A 16,616-nucleotide genomic window follows, 5' to 3' on the forward strand; every position below is an offset into this window, starting at 1 on the left:
AGATCGCCGTCGGGCGCTAGAAGCTTGCGCGCAGACCCACCTTGAGCGAGCGACCCGGCAATGGTGCCGCCGGATAGACCGTCGTGGTCAGGATCGACGTCGCGCTGTAGGCCAGCTTGTTGGTGATGTTGTCCAGGCGCGCATACCAGGTCAGCGTCGCGCCGGTCACCTTCATCCGATAGGCCAGTGCCGCGTTCCACAGCGTGTACCCGCCGGTCTCGCGCGTGCCGTCGGCCGGCACGCGGTGCTGCGCCGAGTAGCGGTCGAAGCCGAAGCGCGCAGTCCACGGACCGTCGCCGTAGGCCAGCGCCGCACCGACGCGCACCGGCGAGATGCGCGGCAGCGGTTCGCCGGTGTCGGTGTTGGTGGCGCGCACCAGGTCGCCGCGCCACTGCAGGTCGAGCGTGCCGCTGCGCGCCATCGCGGCGAAGCCCTCGTTGCCCAGCAGCCGCAGGTTGCCGCTGGCCTCGATGCCGGTGAAGCGGGCGCGCACGCCACCGTAGACATACTCGGCCAGCGTGCCCGCAGCGGCCGGGTCGGTCACGACCTCGCCTTCGCCATCACGCTGGACGCCGCTGGCGTTCAGGCCGATGTAGTTGCGAAAGCGCGTGACGTAGGCATTCACGCGTGCATTGTTCGGGCCGTTCTTCCACTGCGCGCCCAGGTCGAAGCCGATCGAGCGCTCCTTCTCGAGCGACGCGTCGCCCACCTCCCAGGCCGCGGTCGCGACGTGCGGGCCGTTGGCGAACAGCTCGTAGTCCTTCGGTGCCCGCTCGGTGTACGCGAGGTTCGACGTGAGCTGCCACTGCGGCGTGAGGTTGACCAGCGCGCCGAACGCCGCACTGTGCGGATTGAAGCTGCGTTCGCCCGTGGCAAAGCGCGTGATCGACAGGTCGTCGGGATAGCCGAGCGACTCGACCTTCACCTGCTCGGTGCGCGCACCGAAGCTCAGGCGTCCCCACGACGTGGCCAGTTCCTCGTGCAGGAACAGTGCGTTGGCGCGCGTGCGGCTGTGCGGCGCGAAGGCCTCCTCGCCGTCGGCCGAGAAGCGGCCGGTCTCGCTGGTGAAGCCGATCATGCCCTCGACGCCGCCGATCTTCTGGTGGCGCGCCTCGATGCGCAGGTCGTTGCTCATGTTGGCGAAGGTGGTGCCAGGACTGCCGCCCTCGAACTCGGTGTGGCCGTAGTCGGTGTGGCCGAACTTGGCGTGGACGCTGCTGAAGAAGCCGCCCGGCCGCCACTCGCCTTCCAGCGCGTAGCGGTCGGACTTCATGCCGATCGTCACCTCGTCCTCGGCCACCGTGCCGTAGTCGCTGCGGTAGCTGCTGGCCGATGCGCCGATCCAGCCGCGGTCGAAGAACAGCGTGCCGCCGACCGCGCCGCCATGGGCGCTGTTCTGCGAATTGCAGATGCGGCGTGCCAGCCCGGGCGAACCGGGCTTGGCGCATTCGAGATCGATCGGCACGCGCACGTCGTCCGACTTGCGGTCGAAGGCATCGACGTGCAGCGCGTAGCGGTCGTTGCCGCCTTCGAGCACCACGCCGCCGCTGCGCTCCTGGCTGCCGGTCGCATAGCCGAGGTCGGCGCGCCCGCCGAAGCCGTTGATCGGCTCGGTCGGGATGCGGTTGTCGATCACGTTGACCACGCCGCCCACCGCGCTGCCGCCGTACTGCAGCGCCGAGGGGCCGCGCAGCACCTCGATGCGATCGGTGACCAGCGCGTCGACCGGCACCGCGTGGTCGTAGCTCAGCGCCGACGCGTCGGGCGCGCTGCCGCCGTTCTGCAGGATGCGGATGCGGTCGCCGTCCTGGCCGCGGATGATCGGCCGGCTCGCGTTGGGGCCGAAGTAGCTGCTGCTCACGCCCGGCACGCCGTCGAGCGTCTCGCCCAGCGTGGAGCGCGAACGCAGCATGAGCGTGTTGCCCTGCAGCGTCTCGGTCGGCGCGATCAACTCGGACGCGCCGAGCGGGTTGCCGGTGACGGTGACCTCCTTGAGGCTGGGGGCCGGCACGACCGCATCGGCGGTCGTGGCGGTTTGCGCATGCGCGCTCAGGGCGATGAAAGAAAAGGCGGCGGCGCCGACGGCATGCCGGCTGAAAGTGGAAATCATGGGTTGCGGACTCGTTGAAGCAATGGAAGGCCGGCCGCAGCCCTTCACAGGGCGCAGCCAGACGAATGACCAGAGGAATTCAGCGAGTCAGCGGTGGGCCACGCGCATCGAACAGCGAGACCCAGCGGGCGAGTGCTTCGCCCAGGAAGTAGTGGAACCGCGCCATCGGCAGGGCGATGGGCAGCACCACGAGGGGAACGGACAGCGCCGCGGCGCCACCGGCGAGCTGGTCGTACAGCCGGCAGTCGGCCTCGGCATGGTGGCTGCCGAACAGCCCCAGCAGACCCCGATGCATCTCGACGAACGACGTCGCCGCGACGGGCGACGCCGACTCCGCGTGCGAATGCGCCGCGGCCAGCGGCGCAGGGAGGTGCAGCACCCGGTGCATCAGCCCGAGCGTGGACGCCAGCCACAGCGAGACCGCCAGGGCGATCAGCAATGGCGCGCGGTACACGGCGGTGCGGGCGAACTGCATAGGCTTCGGCTCAGTCCTTCACACGCGCAGCGAAGGTCTTCTGGAACTTCTCGACCTTGGGCCCCACCACGAAGGCGCAGTAGCCCTGGTTGGGGTGGTTCACGAAATAGTCCTGGTGGTAGGCCTCGGCCGTCGAGTAGTTCGCCAGCGGCAGCACCTCGGTCACCACCGGCGCGCGGTAGGTGCCGCTGTCGGCGATCTCGCGGATCACGTCCTCGGCCACCTGCTTCTGGCGGTCGTCCAGGTAATAGATGCCGCTGCGGTACTGCGTGCCGACGTCGTTGCCCTGCCGGTTCAGCGAGGTCGGGTCGTGCACGACGAAGAAGATCTCGAGGATCTCGCGCAGCGAGATCTGCGCCGGGTCGAAGACCAGCTTGACGACCTCGTTGTGCCCGGTGCGGCCGGTGCAGACCTGCTCGTAGCTCGGGGCGATCGTCTCGCCGTTGGAATAGCCCGATTCCACGTCGACGATGCCGCGCACCCGGTCGAACACGGCCTCGGTGCACCAGAAACAGCCGCCCCCGAGCACGATGGTATCGGTGGTGGATGCGGGGCCGGCGGTGGTTGTCATGGTCGGTTCCAAAACGCGAAGCCCGCTATTGTCGCGGCTTGACGCACCGGATACGGGTCACTACATTACTAACCCGCCAGTCATTAACGCCGATGCCCCGCCTCATCACCGACAAGCTGTGTCCGGTCCGCGCCAAGCGCGAACGCCGGAAGGAGGCACGCCCCGGCGAACTGATCCAGGCCGCGCTCGAGCTGTTCGTCGAGAAGGGCTTTGCGGCGACGCGCTCCGAAGAGGTGGCCGCCCGGGCCGGGGTGTCGAAAGGCACGCTCTTCCTCTACTTCCAGAGCAAGGAGGATCTGCTGCGCGCCGTGATCACCGAGAACCTCGCCGGCCGCTTCCCGGAATGGAACGAGGAATTCGAGGCCTTCGAGGGCAGCACCGCCGACATGCTGCGCTACTGCACCCATGTCTGGTGGGAACGCGTGGGTGCCACGCCGGTCTCGGGCCTGACCAAGCTGATGCTCAGCGAAGGCAACAACTTCCCCGAACTCGCCGCCTTCTACCAGCGCGAGGTCGTGATGCCCGGCCAGGCGCTGATGCGGCGCATCCTGCGGCGCGGCATCGAGCGCGGCGAGTTCATCGCGGTGGAGGTGGACTACGCCATCCACGCCGTGCTCGCGCCGATGATCTTTCTGTTCCTCGTGCGGCACAACGCGAGCTGGATCGAGGAAGGCCTGGCGCTCGACCCGCAGACGTACATCGCGACCCAGACCGAGATCGTCATCCGCGGACTGTCCCGCAACCCGCCGCCCTTGCCGCACGGCACCTAAAATCATGGGTTTGCCCGAGCCCACCAGGAAAAGAGAAATTCCATGAACACCCCCGCCTCGCAGGAGCGCCTGCGCTTCAACATGATCGAGCAGCAGATCCGCCCCTGGGACGTGCACGACCCCCAGGTCCTCGAACTGCTCGCCGAGATCCATCGCGAGGACTACGTCCCGGCCGCGCACCGCGCCCTGGCCTTCTTCGACATGGAGCTGCCGCTGGCCGACGGCGCCGAGCCGGGCCAGGTGATGCTGGCCCCGAAGGTCGAGGCGCGCATCCTGAACGACCTGCACGTGCAGAAGCATGAATGCGTGCTGGAGATCGGCACCGGTTCGGGCTTCATGGCCGCGCTGCTCGCCCACCGCGCGGCGAAGGTGCTGACGCTGGAGATCGACGCCACGCTCGCCGCACGCGCCACCGAGACGCTGCGCCGCAACGGCGTGACCAACGTCGAGGTGCGCCACGCCGACGGCGCCCAGCCGCTGCCCAGCGGCCCGACCTTCGACGTCATCGTGCTGAGCGGCTCGGTCGCGCGCGTGCCGCAGAACCTGCTGGGCTCGCTGAACATCGGCGGCCGGCTGGTCGCCATCGTCGGCGACGAGCCGATGATGCGTGCCCATTTCGTGACGCGCGTGAGCGAAGGCAAGTGGGAAACCACGCAGCCCTGGGACACCATCGCGCCCCGCCTGCTGAACTTCCCCGAGCCCTCGCCGTTCCGCTTCTGATGGTCGACCAGGTCCGCCCCACCGATCTGGACGCCTGGTTCGCCCAGGACAGCGCCGCCGCGCCCGTGCTGCTCGACGTGCGCGAGCCCTGGGAGCTGCAGACGGCCAGCGTCGCGCCGCAGGGCTTCGCGCTGGTCGCGATTCCGATGAACGAGATTCCCGCCCGCCTGGCCGAACTCGATCCCGCAGCGCGCGTCGCCTGCCTGTGCCATCACGGCGCACGCAGCCAGCGCGTGGCGGCCTTCCTGAGCCAGAACGGCTTCGGCGATGTGGCGAACGTGGCCGGCGGCATCGACGCCTGGTCGGCCAGCCGCGACGCCGGCGTACCGCGCTACTGACCCTCTCCCCCAAGGACCGCATGCCCCTGCCCCGGCTTCTTCCTCTTGCAGCCGTGATGGCAGCCGCATGCGTGACGAGCGTCCACGCCCAGAGCCTGCTCACTCTCTACGAAGCGGCGCGCGACTACGACGCCACCTACCAGGGCGCACGCGCCCAGTACGACGCGAGCCTGACGCGGGCGGCGCAGGCCAAGGCGGGCGTGCTGCCGCAGGTGGGGCTGCAGGGGAACGTGTCGCGCACCAACCTCGACATCGACGTGATCTCGGGTGCGCCGCCCTCGTCGGGGCCGCGCGACTACACCACGCAGACGGTAGGCGTGAACGCCACGCAGCCGCTGTACCGGCCGGCCGCCTGGGCCGCCTACGAGCAGGGCAAGCGGCAGGCCGAGATCGCCGAGACCGTGCTCACGACCGCCGAGCAGGACCTGATCGTGCGCGTGAGCCAGGGCTACTTCGACGTGCTCGCCGCGCAGGACACGCTGACGCTGGTGCGCGCGCAGAAGGCCGCCGTGGCCGAACAGCTCGCCTTCGCCAAGCGCAACTTCGAGGTCGGCACCTCGACCATCACCGATTCGCGCGAGGCGCAGGCGCGCTACGACCTGGTGGTGGCGCAGGAGATCGCCGCCGAGAACGACCTGCAGGTCAAACGCCTCGCCCTCGACCAGCTGGTGGGCCGCACCGGCAGCGCGCCGCTGCCGCTGGCCACCGCCGCCACCCTGCCCGCACCGTCGCCCACCGACATGAACGCGTGGGTGGCACAGGCCGAGGCCGTGCACCCGGCGATCCGCCAGGCCCGGCTCGGCCTCGACGTGGCGGGGCTCGAAGTGCAGAAGGCCGAAGCCGGCCACAAGCCGACGATCGATGCGCAGGTGGGCTACAACCTGACGCGCTATCCGCAGGGCACCGCCACCACGACCGTGGGCACCTACGCCCGCGGCCCGAGCATCGGCGTGGTGTTCAACATGCCGCTCTTTGCCGGCTTCGCCACCGAGAACCGCATCCGCGAAACGCTGTCGCTCGAAGAGCAGTCGCGCGCCACGCTCGAATCGACACGCCGCAGCGTGACCCAGGCCACGCGCGCGGCCTACCTCGGCCTGATCTCCGGTGCCGGCCAGGTGAAGGCGCTGGAAGCCGCTGAGGCGTCGAGCCAGAGCGCGCTCGAGGCCAACCAGCTGGGCTACCAGGTCGGCGTGCGCATCAACATCGACGTGCTGAACGCGCAGAGCCAGTTGTTCCAGACCAAGCGCGACCTCGCGCTGGCGCGCTACAACGTGCTGCTGGGCCACCTGAAGCTGCGCCAGGCCAACGGCACGCTGGTGCCGACCGACCTGCAGCCGGTCAATGCCACGCTGGGCACCGCGCCCGCGCCCACACTCACCCCGCCACGCTGATCAGTCGAGGGTGGGCTCGGCCCGTTCTTCGGGCGGGATGGCGGACGATGCCGCTGCACGCACGGGCATCGGCGACGCGCCTTCGGCGATGGCCAGCACCGCCGCCGCCGTGCGTTCGGCGGCGCCGCGGTTCGACGCCGCGAAACCGTGGGCCGACTGCACCATCGCCTCGCGCCGCACCGCATCGCCGACCAGCGACAGCGCGGCACGCACCGCCTGCTCCATCGTCTGCACACGCAACGCGGCACCGGATGCAACCGCCAGGTCCGCGGCCTCGGCGAAGTTGAAGGTCGAAGGGCCGAGGACCACCGGGCAGCCGCAGGCCGCGGCCTCGATCAGGTTCTGACCACCCAGCGCCTCGAAGCTGCCGCCGAGCAGTGCCGCATCGGCCAGCCCGTAGTACAGCGCCATCTCGCCGAGCGAATCGCCCAGCCAGATCTCGGCCGCGGTCGGCGCGCCGGCCGCGCTACGGCGCGCCACGCCGAAGCCGTTGGATTCGATCAGCGCGGCCACTTCGTCGAAGCGCTGCGGATGGCGCGGCACGATCATCCACTGCACCGCCGCGACCTGGCGCGCAATCGAATCGACGCCGGGCTGCTCCGGCGGCAACGGGCTGGTGGCGCCGAAGCGCTTGAGCACGTCGAGCAGCATCTGCTCCTCGCCCTCGCGCGAACTCGCCAGCACGACTAGCGGGCGCGGCAGCTGGCCCTTGAACTTGGCGGCCGCCGCGAGCTGCCGCGCGTCGGGCGTGGCGTCGAACTTGAGGTTGCCGTAGACGCCGGCGACCTTGGCGCCGAGCGACACCAGCCGGTGCGCATCGGCCTCGGTCTGCGCCCAGACGGCGGTCAGCCCCGAGTACGCCGGCCGCGCCAGCCAGCCGAGCCGCTCGGCCGAGGCCAGCGACTTCTCGTTGAGCCGCGCATTGGCCAGCACCAGCGGGATGCGGCGCTCGCGGCAGGCGGCGACCATCTCGGGCCAGACCTCGGTTTCCATCAGCACGCCGATGCGCGGCGCGAAACGGTCGAGGAAGCGGGCCACGGCCGAGGGGGTGTCCCAGGGCTGCCAGACCTGCAGGTCGCCCGGCTCGAGCAGCCGGGCGCCCTCTTCCCGGCCGGTGGCCGTGCCATGGGTCAGCAGGATCGGGATGCCGGGGTGCTGGCGCCGCAGCTCGGCGATCAGGATGCCGGCCGCGCGCGATTCGCCCAGCGACACCGCATGCACCCAGCACCAGCCGGCGCCGACGGCTGCATTGTCGTAGTAGCGGCCGAAGCGCTCCTCGACGGCGACCGCATAGCCGGGCTCAGCCTCGGCGCGCCGCTTGAGCTTGCGCCGCACCAGCGGCTGGACCAGGGACGTGAACGCGCCGTAGAGGCGCAACGACAACGAACGCACGCCGGGCCGGGTCAGTGCGCCGCTTCGGCGAGCTGCGCGTCGGGCTTGACGGTCTTGAGCAGGGCCAGCATGGCGTCCTGGATGCGATGCAGCGCAGCCTCGGTCTGTCCTTCGAAGCGCATCACGAGCACCGGCGTGGTGTTCGACGCGCGGATCAGGCCGAAGCCGTCGGGCCAGTCCACGCGCACGCCGTCGATGGTGGAGATCTTCGCGGGGGCGTCGAACGCCGCCGTCTTGATGAGCTGGTCGACCAGCGTGTGCGGCTCGCCTTCGGCGCACTTCACGTTCAGCTCGGGCGTCGAGAAGCTGGTGGGCAGGCCGTCGAGCACGGCGCTGGCGTTGGGGCTCTTGCTCAGGATCTCGAGCAGGCGGCAGCCGGCGTAGGTGCCGTCGTCGAAACCGAACCAGCGCTCCTTGAAGAAGATGTGGCCGCTCATCTCGCCACCCAGCGGCGAGTCGATCTCCTTCATCTTTGCCTTGATGAGCGAATGGCCGGTCTTGTAGATCAGCGGCACGCCGCCGGCGGCTTCGATGGCCGGGCCCAGGCGCTGCGAGCACTTCACGTCGTAGACGATGGTGCCGCCCGGCACGCGCGAGAGCACGTCCTGCGCGAACAGCATCATCTGGCGGTCGGGGTAGATGTTGTTGCCTTCCTTGGTCACGATGCCCAGGCGGTCGCCGTCGCCGTCGAAGGCCAGGCCCAGTTCGGCGTCGCCGGCCGCCAGCGCAGCGATCAGGTCCTTCAGGTTCTCGGGCTTGCTCGGGTCGGGATGGTGGTTGGGGAAGTTGCCGTCGACTTCGCTGAAGAGTTCGGTCACCTCGCAGCCGATGGCGCGCAGGATGGCGGGGGCGGTGGCACCGGCGATGCCGTTGCCCGAGTCGACCACGATCTTCATCGGACGGGCCAGCTTGATGTCGCCGACGATGCGCTGCGTGTAGGCCTCGGTCACGTCGACCTTGCGCACGCTGCCGCCGGGGGCGAGCGTGGCGCTGTCGGCTTCCATCACCCGGCGCAGGCCCTGGATCTCGTCGCCGTAGATCGCACGACCGGCCAGCACCATCTTGAAGCCGTTGTAGTCCTTCGGGTTGTGGCTGCCCGTGACCTGGATGCCGCTGGTGGCGAGCGTGTTGGCCGCGAAGTACAGCATGGGCGTGGTGACGGCACCGACGTCGATGACCTCGATGCCCGTGGCCACCAAGCCGCGGATCAGCGCGTCGACCAGCGAGGGGCCCGACAGGCGCCCGTCGCGACCCACCGCCACGGACTTCTCGCCCGCTGCGCGTGCGGCGCTGCCGAAGGCCTTGCCGAGCCCTTCGGCCACGGCCGTGTCGAGCGTGGTGGGCACGATGCCCCGGATGTCGTAGGCCTTGAAGATCGATGCGCTGAGTTGCATGGCTGTGCCCTGAAAGTTCTCAAAAACGAAGCCCATTGTAGGCGTGGCCTTCACCGGCCAGATGTCCGGAAATGGCTAATGCCGAGCCGCCCGAAACGTATGATCGATCGCATGGATTCATCCGATCTCCCCCTCGACAACGGCCTCGCCGGCGCAGGGCTGGAGGGCGATGCCTGCTACCTCGCGATGAAGACGCACGACGCCCGCTTCGACGGCCGCTTCTTCACCGCCGTGACCTCCACCGGCATCTACTGCCGGCCGGTCTGCCGCGTGAAGCTGCCGCGACGCGAGAACTGCCGCTTCTTCCGCCATGCCGCGCAGGCCGAGGCAGCAGGCTTTCGGCCCTGCCTGCGCTGCCGGCCCGAACTGGCACCGCGCGCGGCGAGCTGGTCGACCGAGGACGCCTCGCGCATCCTCGCGCTGCAAGCGGCCCGCCTCATCGACGAGCCCGACGCCTGGAACGACGACGGCCCCGGTGCCGCGCAGATCGCCGCGCGGCTGGGTGTGAGTGACCGCCACCTGCGCCGCATCTTCGAGGCCCAGTTCGGCGTCTCGCCACTGCAGTACCTGCAGACGCGGCGGCTGCTCGCAGCCAAGCAGCTCATCGCCGACACCACGCTGCCGATGGCGCAGGTCGCGCTGGCCAGCGGCTTCGCGAGCGTGCGGCGCTTCAACGCGGCCTTCGTCACGCACTACGGGCTCAACCCGAGTGCGCTGCGGCGTGCCGGCGGTGGCGACGAAGAAGGCGGCGGGCAGGCGATCGCGGTGCGGCTGGGCTTCCGGCCGCCCTACGACGTGGACGCGGTGCTGGCCTTCTTCACACGCCGCGCACTGCAGGGCGTCGAGGTTTTCGATGCCAAAGGGCAGTGCTTCGCGCGCACGCTCCGCGTGCAACACACCGGCCGCACGCACGCGGGCTGGCTGCAGATGCGCTTCGATCTGGAACGCGAGCGGCTGCACCTGTCGGTGAGCGATTCGCTCGCCCCCGTGCTGCCGGTCGTCATCAGCCGGGTGCGCGCGATGCTCGACCTCGACGCCGAGCCGATGGCGATCAACGCGCTGCTGCACGACACCTTCCCCCACGGCGACGGGCTGCGCGTGCCGGGCACGGTCGACGGCTTCGAGCTGGCGGTGCGCGCGGTGCTGGGGCAGCAGATCACCGTGGCGGCGGCGCGCACGATGGGCTCGAGGCTGGTGGCCGCCTTCGGCGAGGCGATCGACACACCCGTCGCGGGCCTCGATCGCCTGTTCCCCACGCCGGCCGTCATCGCCGCGGCGAGTGGCGACGCCCTCGGCCGACTCGGCATCGTGCGGCAGCGGCAGGCCGCGTTGCAGGCACTGGCCCACGAAGTCGCTTCGGGCCGGCTGGCGCTGCACGCCGGCGCCGACGTGCCGGCCACACTGGCCGCACTGCAGGCACTGCCGGGCATCGGCGACTGGACCGCGCAGTACATCGCGATGCGCGCCATGCGCTGGCCCGACGCCTTCCCGTCGGGCGACATCGCGCTGCAGAAGGCACTCGGCGTGGGTTCGGCCCGCGCCGCCGCCGAGGCCTCGCAGGCATGGCGTCCCTGGCGCAGCTATGCCGTGCTGCGGGCGTGGCACACGCCGCCCGTGGCGGCACCGACCACCGACACCGAGATGCCAGAGACAAGGAACACCCCATGAAATTCAAGACCTCCGTGCTTCGCACACTGCACGTCGACAGCCCGCTGGGCGGCGTCACGCTCGCGGCGACCGACGACGGCCTCGCCGGCCTGTGGTTCGACCGGCAACGCCACCTGCCCGACATGCGCGGCTGGCAGACCGACGACACGCACCCCGTGCTGCTGGCCGCCGCGGCGCAACTGCGCGACTACTTCGCCGGCACGCGCGACCACTTCGAGCTGCCGCTCGACCTGTCGCACGGCACTGCCTTCCAGCAGGCCGTGTGGCAGGCGCTGCTGGCGATCCCCGCCGGCGCGACCACCAGCTACGGCGTGCTGAGCCAGCGCGTGGGCAAGCCCGCGGCGGTGCGCGCCGTGGGCGCCGCGGTCGGGCGCAACCCGATCAGCGTGATCGTGCCGTGCCACCGCGTGCTCGGCGCCGACGGCTCGCTCACCGGCTATGCGGGCGGGCTCGACCGCAAGACCGCGCTGCTCACGCTGGAAGGCGCCCTGTGAGCAGCGTGAACCACATAGCACGCGCTGCAAATGCCGCCAATGCCGCCACGGCCACGCCGAAGCCCTGGCTGCTGGACCTCGTCCTGCTCGGCGCGCTGTGGGGGGCGTCCTTCCTCTTCATGCGGATCGCCGCGCCGGAGTTCGGCGCGCTGCCCGCGGCCGCCCTGCGCGTGGGCATCGCCGCCGTCTTCCTGCTGCCGCTGATGCTGCTGCGCGGCCACGGCGCGGCGCTGGGCCGGCACTGGAAGCCGACGCTGCTCATCGGCGTGCTGAACTCGGGCCTGCCCTTCGCCTTCTTCTGCTTCGCGCTGCTCACCATCAACAGCGGGCTGGCCGCAGTGATCAACGCGACCGTGCCGATGTTCGGCGCGTTGATCGCCTGGGCCTGGTTTCGCGAACGGCCCAGCGGCTCGCGCCTGCTGGGCCTGGTGATCGGCTTTGCGGGCGTCGCGATGCTGGCCAGCCGCAGTGCCGGCCTGCATGCCGGCGCCACCGGCGACCACGCGGCCCTGTGGGCGGTGCTCGCCTGCCTGGCAGCGTGCCTCTGCTACGGCGTGGCCGCGAGCGCGACGCGACGCCATCTCGGCGGCGTGCCGCCGCTGGCCACCGCCGCGGGCAGCCAGCTGGGGGCGACGCTGTTCCTCGCGCTGCCCGCGCTGTGGTTCTGGCCGGCGCAGATGCCGAGCCTGCACGCATGGCTGGCGCTGCTCGCCCTCGGCGTGGCGTGCACCGGCCTGGCGTACATCCTGTTCTTCCGGCTGATCGAGCGCGCCGGCCCGGCGCGTGCGCTGACCGTGACCTTCCTGGTGCCCGTCTTCGCGGTGTTCTACGGTGCCGTGTTCCTCGGCGAACACGTGACCGCCTGGATGCTCGGCTGTGCGGCGGTCATCGTCTGCGGCGTGGCGCTGTCGACCGGCCTCGTGAAACTCGGTGCGGCCAAGCCCTGACGATTCAGATCGCGCTGGCCACCACGTTGATCGACAGCGCCAGCACGAGCATGTTGAAGGCGAAAGCCAGCACGCCGTGCACGAGCGTGATGCGCCGCATGTCGCGCGAGGTGACCTGCACGTCGGACACCTGCGAGGTCATGCCGATCACGAAGGAGAAATAGAGGAAGTCGAAGTAGTCCGGGTCGAGCGCGCCGGGGAAGTCGAGGCCTGGCCCGGCCACCGTCTTCTGCATCTCGGTCTGGTAGTAGCGGTGCGCGTAGTGGAAGGCATAGATCGTGTGGATCAGCAGCCATGAGGCGCCGAGCGCCGCCAGCGCGAGCGCGATATGGCCGACGCGCTCGGCGCCCACCATGTCCTTGACCTGCTGAAGCAGCATCGTGATCGCCGCGACGCAGGCGCCGACGGCCGTGAGCATCACGACGAGGATCAGCACGTTCGGCTGGTCGAGCGACTGCGAACGCGCCCGGGTGCGCTGGGCGTCGAAGGTCTGTGCGAGCCACCACGCCAGCGCCAGGTACACGGCCGTGCCGAAGCTCCACGCCGCCAGGCCGCGTGCGATGCCGCTCAGCGGCCACGGCACGAGCCAGAAGGCCACGCCGGCGATGGCGCCGTAGCCGAGTCGCTGAAGGCCGGCGGCTTCCGTCAGGTATTTGTGCATGGGCCGACTGTAGTGCCGGTGCCTCAGCCCGCGCCGCCGGCCAGGCGCCCGAGCGTGGCGACAGCCGCTTCGGTGCGATCGTCCCAGGCGTGGCCGTAGTTCAGGCGCACGCAGTTCGCGAAGGCCTGGCTGGCCGAGAAGATCGGGCCGGGCGCCACGCTGATGCCGTGCGCGAGCGCCGCGCGGTGCAGGGCCAGCGCATCGACGTGCTCGGGCAGTTCGACCCAGAGGAAATAGCCGCCCACCGGCCGCGTGGCGCGCGTGCCCGCCGGGAAATGCCGCGCCACCGCCTGCACCATCGGCGCCTGTTGATTCGCCAGCGTGAGCCGCAGCCGGCGCAGGTGCTTGTCGAAGCCACCGCGCTCGAGGTAGTGCGCCAGGCCCGCCTGCACCGGGGCGGAGGCGCCGAGCGTGCTGGTCAGCTTCGATCGCGCCACGGCCTTGGCATAACGGCCCGGCGCCGCCCAGCCGATGCGGTAGCCCGGCGCCAGGCACTTCGAGAACGACGAACAGTGCATCACGAGCCCCTGTGTGTCGAAGGCCTTGGCCGGCAACGGCCGCTTGTCGCCGAAGTACAGCTCGGCATAGACGTCGTCCTCGATCAGCGGAATGCCGTGCTGTGCCAACAGGGCGACCAGCGCCTTCTTCTTGGGCGTCGGCATCAGGCTGCCGAGCGGGTTCTGGAAGGTGGTCATGAGCCAGCACGCGGCGGGTGCATGCCGCTCGATCGCATGCGCCAGTGCCGCCAGGTCGACGCCCTCGCGCGGATGCGTCGGCACCTCGATCGCCTGCAGGCCCAGGCGCTCCAGGGCCTGCAGCGCCCCATAGAACGTCGGTGACTCGACGATGACCGAATCGCCCGGCCGCGTCACCGCGCCGAGGCAGAGGTTGAGCGCTTCCAGCGCGCCGTCGGTGATGACGATTTCGTCGGTGTGCACCTGCAGGCCATCGGCCAGATAGCGCTGCGCGATCTGGCGGCGCAGGTCCGCGTTGCCGGGCGTCAGGTCGGCGACCGTGCTCCAGGGGTCGAGCGACTTCGCGCTCGCGGCCAGCGACTGGCCGAGCCGCGCCCACGGAAACAGCAGCGGGCTGGGAAAGGCCGAACCGAGCGGCACCACCTCGCGCGTCTTGCTGGCGTCGAGGATCTCGAACACGCGGTCGCTCACGTCGACGGCGATCGACGCATCGGCCGGCTGCGAGCTCAGGTCGGGCTCGGGCGGCAGACGGGCGGCGTCCTCGCCGAGCCCGGCCACGTAATAGCCCGAGCGCTCGCGTGCGCGGATGAGGCCACGGGCTTCGAGCAGGTAGTAGGCCTGGAAGACCGTCGACGCGCTGACGCCACGGCTGGCGCTGGTGTGGCGCACCGACGGCACACGGTCGCCGGGGCGCAGCACGCCGGTGCGGATGGACTCCTCGACATCGGCCGCCAGGGCCTCGTAGCGCTTCATCGGTCTTGCTCTTTCCGCGGCCCCTGCGGGGCCCGCCCGCCGCATTGTCTCCGTGCAGGCCCAACTGCTCGGGTCGAATGCCGCACAACTGATGCTGTACCGGGTACCGCGGTGAAGCGGACAATGGCCACCCGACCGCCGCGCTCGAACGGCGGCAGAACGCCCTCCACCCCCGACTGCCTTGAGCCCTCTGCGCTGCCTCTTCTTGCCCTCGGCGTTCACCGCCCCCCGTCTGCTGCGCGGCTTGTGGACACTGGCATTCTGCGCACTGGCTTCATCGGCCGGCGCGGCCGGGACGGCACCGGCCGACGCGCCGGGCGGCATCGCGCAGCGCGTGGCCGCCTGCATCGCGTGCCACGGCCGCGAGGGCGCGAGCGGCAATGCCGCCTTCTTCCCGCGCCTGGCGGGCAAGCCGGCCGGCTACCTCTACAACCAGCTCCTGAGTTTCCGCGACGGCCGGCGCTTCAACGCCGACATGGTCCATCTGGTGCAGCACCTGTCGGACGACTACCTGCGCGAGATGGCCGGGTACTTCGCGTCGCTCGACCTGCCCTACCCGCTGGTGCCGCCCGCCAGCGACGCATCCGCCCAGGCGCTGGCGCGCGGCAAGGCGCTGGCGCTGCAGGGCGACGCGGCACGCGGCATCCCGGCCTGCACGCAATGCCATGGCGCGGCGCTCACCGGCGTGCTCCCGGGCATCCCCCCGCTGGTCGGGCTGCCACGTCTCTACCTCTCGTCGCAGCTCGGCGCCTGGCTGACCGACGACCGCCACGCGCTGGCGCCCGACTGCATGGCGGCCGTGGGCCGCAAGCTCTCGACCGACGACGTCAATGCCATCGCGAGCTGGCTGGCCGTGCAGCCCGTGCCCGACCGCGCCAAGCCCGCCGCCGCGCTGCCCGGCCCGCTGCCGATGCCCTGCAGCGCGATGCCGGCGGCCGCGAGGTGAGCATGACGATGCGTCGACGCCTCGCCTTCATCCTCATCGGCCTGATCGCCGTGCTGCTGATCGGCGCGGCCGCGGTGGTCGCGCTCAACCTGCGCGACGAAGCCCCGCTGCCGCCGGATGCGGATGCGCCCTTCAACGCCACGCCGATGCAGATCGAACGCGGCCGCTACCTCGCGCTCGCCGGCAACTGCGCGGGCTGCCACACCGTGCGCGGCGGTGCGCCCTATGCCGGCGGCCTGGGCATCGGCACGCCCTTCGGCACCGTGTACGCGAGCAATCTCACGCCGGACCGTGCACACGGCATCGGCAGCTGGAGCGCCGCGCACTTCTGGCGCGCGATGCACAACGGTCGCTCGAAGGACGGCCGCCTGCTCTACCCGGCCTTCCCCTACCCGAGCTTCACACGCATCACGCGCGAGGATTCCGACGCGCTCTACGCCTACCTGCGCAGCGTGCCGGCCGCGGCGACGCCGAACACGCCGCATCGCCTGCGCTTCCCCTACGACACGCAGGCCGCGCTGGCCGTGTGGCGCGCCCTCTCGTTCACGCCCGCCACCTTCGTCGCCGACGAGGCGCAATCGAGCGAATGGAACCGCGGCGCCTACCTGGTCGAAGGCCTGGGCCACTGCATCGCCTGCCACGGTGCCCGCAACGTGCTGGGCGCCACGCAGGACAAGCGCGGCCTCTCGGGCGGCCTGATCGCCGGCGAGAACTGGTATGCGCCATCGCTCACCTCGAAGCGCGAAGCCTCGGTGGCCGACTGGGACACCCGCCACATCGTGGCGCTGCTGAGAGACGGCGCGGCACCCGGCGCCTCGGTGTCGGGGCCGATGGCCGACGTGGTGTTCCGCAGCACGCAGCACCTGAACGACGCCGACCTCACGGCGATGGCCGTGTACCTGAAGAAGCTACCGGGCAGCACACCGGCCCCGGCGGACACCCCAACCCAGCCGCCACGCCGCGATGCCGGCACCCTGGAGCGCGGCGCCCGCATCTACGACCAGCGCTGCGCCTACTGCCACGGCGACACGGGCCAGGGCGCGGCCGGCGCCTACCCGCCGCTCACCGGCAACCGCGCGGTGAACCTGGAGACGCCGGTCAACCTGATCCAGATGGTGCGCCAGGGCGGCTTCCTGCCATCGACCGCCGGCAACCCGCGGCCCTTCGGCATGCCGCCCTTCGGCCACGTGCTCGACGACAACGAGATCGCCGACGTGCTGACCTACGTGCGCAGCGCGTGGGGCAACGACGCGCCGGCAGTGACGGCGCGGGACACGATGCGGCGCTGAGG

The 16,616-nt window shown here is 70.7% G+C and carries 16 protein-coding genes; 9 read left to right on the forward strand and 7 right to left on the reverse strand.

Annotation, left to right across the window (positions count from 1 at the left end; translation table 11 throughout):
* Window positions 1-16 precede the first annotated feature (16 nt).
* The 3 genes from N8A90_RS21105 to msrA all read right to left on the reverse strand — a co-directional run bounded on the left by N8A90_RS21105 (window position 17) and on the right by msrA (window position 3,156).
* A complete protein-coding gene (locus N8A90_RS21105; protein WP_262077073.1) occupies window positions 17-2,110 on the reverse strand; it encodes a TonB-dependent receptor in 2,094 nt (697 codons plus the stop codon).
* Between the two features lie 79 nt (window positions 2,111-2,189).
* On the reverse strand, window positions 2,190-2,585 hold the full coding sequence (locus tag N8A90_RS21110; protein ID WP_262077075.1) for a hypothetical protein: 396 nt from the start codon (window positions 2,583-2,585) through the stop codon (window positions 2,190-2,192).
* Window positions 2,586-2,595: 10 nt separating this feature from the next.
* Window positions 2,596-3,156 (reverse strand): peptide-methionine (S)-S-oxide reductase MsrA, encoded by a 561-nt coding sequence (gene msrA / locus N8A90_RS21115; protein ID WP_262077077.1) that lies wholly within the window; start codon window positions 3,154-3,156, stop codon window positions 2,596-2,598.
* A gap of 92 nt (window positions 3,157-3,248) precedes the next feature.
* Between msrA and N8A90_RS21120 the strand changes: the two genes are divergently transcribed.
* The 4 genes from N8A90_RS21120 to N8A90_RS21135 are packed head-to-tail and all read left to right on the forward strand — an operon-like array spanning window position 3,249 to window position 6,375.
* Entirely contained in the window at window positions 3,249-3,926 is a 678-nt protein-coding gene (locus N8A90_RS21120; protein WP_262077078.1) for a TetR/AcrR family transcriptional regulator, read from the forward strand.
* A gap of 42 nt (window positions 3,927-3,968) precedes the next feature.
* A complete protein-coding gene (locus N8A90_RS21125) occupies window positions 3,969-4,646 on the forward strand; it encodes a protein-L-isoaspartate O-methyltransferase family protein (protein ID WP_262077079.1) in 678 nt (225 codons plus the stop codon).
* Window positions 4,646-4,984: a rhodanese-like domain-containing protein gene (locus N8A90_RS21130; RefSeq protein WP_262077080.1), complete on the forward strand. Its 339-nt coding sequence runs from the start codon at window positions 4,646-4,648 to the stop codon at window positions 4,982-4,984. The genes N8A90_RS21125 and N8A90_RS21130 overlap by 1 nt, the downstream gene beginning before the upstream one ends.
* A gap of 20 nt (window positions 4,985-5,004) precedes the next feature.
* A complete protein-coding gene (locus N8A90_RS21135; protein WP_262077081.1) occupies window positions 5,005-6,375 on the forward strand; it encodes a TolC family outer membrane protein in 1,371 nt (456 codons plus the stop codon).
* Here the strand turns inward: N8A90_RS21135 and N8A90_RS21140 are convergent, their stop codons facing one another.
* The gene (locus N8A90_RS21140; protein WP_262077082.1) at window positions 6,376-7,767 is read right to left on the reverse strand and encodes a 3-deoxy-D-manno-octulosonic acid transferase; all 1,392 of its coding nucleotides are present in this window, start codon (window positions 7,765-7,767) and stop codon (window positions 6,376-6,378) included.
* 11 nt (window positions 7,768-7,778) lie between these two features.
* Window positions 7,779-9,161: a phosphomannomutase/phosphoglucomutase gene (locus N8A90_RS21145; RefSeq protein ID WP_262077083.1), complete on the reverse strand. Its 1,383-nt coding sequence runs from the start codon at window positions 9,159-9,161 to the stop codon at window positions 7,779-7,781.
* A 111-nt stretch (window positions 9,162-9,272) separates the two neighbouring features.
* On the opposite strand from N8A90_RS21145, the gene N8A90_RS21150 reads away from it, so the two are divergent.
* Genes N8A90_RS21150 through N8A90_RS21160 form a run of 3 tightly spaced genes read left to right on the forward strand, consistent with a single transcriptional unit; the run spans window position 9,273 to window position 12,270 of the window.
* A complete protein-coding gene (locus tag N8A90_RS21150) occupies window positions 9,273-10,829 on the forward strand; it encodes an AlkA N-terminal domain-containing protein (protein ID WP_262077085.1) in 1,557 nt (518 codons plus the stop codon).
* On the forward strand, window positions 10,826-11,323 hold the full coding sequence (locus N8A90_RS21155) for a methylated-DNA--[protein]-cysteine S-methyltransferase (RefSeq protein ID WP_262077086.1): 498 nt from the start codon (window positions 10,826-10,828) through the stop codon (window positions 11,321-11,323). The genes N8A90_RS21150 and N8A90_RS21155 overlap by 4 nt, the downstream gene beginning before the upstream one ends.
* Window positions 11,320-12,270 (forward strand): DMT family transporter, encoded by a 951-nt coding sequence (locus N8A90_RS21160; protein WP_410087721.1) that lies wholly within the window; start codon window positions 11,320-11,322, stop codon window positions 12,268-12,270. The genes N8A90_RS21155 and N8A90_RS21160 overlap by 4 nt, the downstream gene beginning before the upstream one ends.
* A 4-nt stretch (window positions 12,271-12,274) precedes the next feature.
* Here N8A90_RS21160 and N8A90_RS21165 read toward each other — a convergent pair whose 3' ends face one another.
* Window positions 12,275-12,931 carry a DUF1345 domain-containing protein gene (locus tag N8A90_RS21165; protein WP_262077087.1) on the reverse strand — a complete coding sequence of 219 codons (657 nt, stop codon included), beginning with the start codon at window positions 12,929-12,931 and terminating at the stop codon, window positions 12,275-12,277.
* Between the two features lie 23 nt (window positions 12,932-12,954).
* Complete coding sequence (locus N8A90_RS21170; RefSeq protein WP_262077088.1) at window positions 12,955-14,379, reverse strand: PLP-dependent aminotransferase family protein; 1,425 nt, start codon at window positions 14,377-14,379, stop codon at window positions 12,955-12,957.
* Window positions 14,380-14,560: 181 nt separating this feature from the next.
* Here N8A90_RS21170 and N8A90_RS21175 point away from each other — a divergent pair, with 181 nt between their 5' ends.
* Together N8A90_RS21175 and N8A90_RS21180 are read left to right on the forward strand one after the other, a co-directional pair.
* On the forward strand, window positions 14,561-15,325 hold the full coding sequence (locus N8A90_RS21175) for a c-type cytochrome (protein ID WP_410087722.1): 765 nt from the start codon (window positions 14,561-14,563) through the stop codon (window positions 15,323-15,325).
* An 8-nt stretch (window positions 15,326-15,333) separates the two neighbouring features.
* Window positions 15,334-16,614 carry a c-type cytochrome gene (locus N8A90_RS21180; protein ID WP_410087723.1) on the forward strand — a complete coding sequence of 427 codons (1,281 nt, stop codon included), beginning with the start codon at window positions 15,334-15,336 and terminating at the stop codon, window positions 16,612-16,614.
* The last annotated feature ends 2 nt before the right edge of the window (window positions 16,615-16,616 follow it).

Origin of the sequence: Variovorax sp. N23 (assembly GCF_025486315.1) — a bacterium.
Taxonomy (GTDB): Bacteria; Pseudomonadota; Gammaproteobacteria; order Burkholderiales; family Burkholderiaceae_C; genus Variovorax.